This window comes from Cupriavidus sp. GW821-FHT02F09 (genome assembly GCF_059421605.1).
In genome coordinates, this window is sequence record NZ_JBWKVH010000117.1 from 1 (window position 1) to 609 (window position 609).

Annotated in this window: 1 protein-coding gene; it reads left to right on the top strand. The window is 67.3% G+C overall.

All coding sequences use genetic code 11. The features are described 5' to 3' along the window. Positions 1-609, top strand: a 609-nt coding sequence (locus AC07XB_RS39040; protein WP_494752840.1) for an EAL domain-containing protein, incomplete at both ends; no start/stop codon positions are given.

The window sequence follows — 609 nt, forward strand, 5'->3', positions numbered from 1 at the left end:
GCGTCGGATACCGTGGCGCGGCTGGCCGGCGACGAGTTCACCGTGATCCTGCCCGCGGTGGGCGATGCCGGCGTTGCCGGGGGCATTGCCCAGGCGATCCTGGAGCGGATTGCCGCACCTTACCGCCTCGCAGGCGAACTGGTGGTGGTGTCGGCCAGCATCGGCGTGGCGACCTACCCCAAGGACGCCGACAACGCCGAGGCCCTGCTGGTGTGCGCCGACCAGGCGATGTTTGCCGCCAAGGAGGAGGGCCGCAATCGCTGGAAGGTCTTCACCCAGGCGCTGCTGCAAGCGGAGAGGGAGCGCTTGCGCATTACCCAGGATCTGCGCACGGCGCTGGCGTCCGGGCAGTTCGCGCTGCACTACCAGCCCATTGTCAATCTGCGCACGGGCAAGGTCTGCAAGGCCGAGGCCCTGATCCGCTGGGACCATCCGGTACGCGGGCCGATCCACCCGGCCGATTTCATTGCCGTTGCGGAGGAATCCGGCCTCATCATCGACATCGGCCGCTGGGTGCTGACGGAAGCGCTGGACCAGCTCGCGCGCTGGCAGGTGCTGCTGGGCAAGGGCTTCCAGATCTCCGTCAATAAATCACCAGTGGAGTTCTGC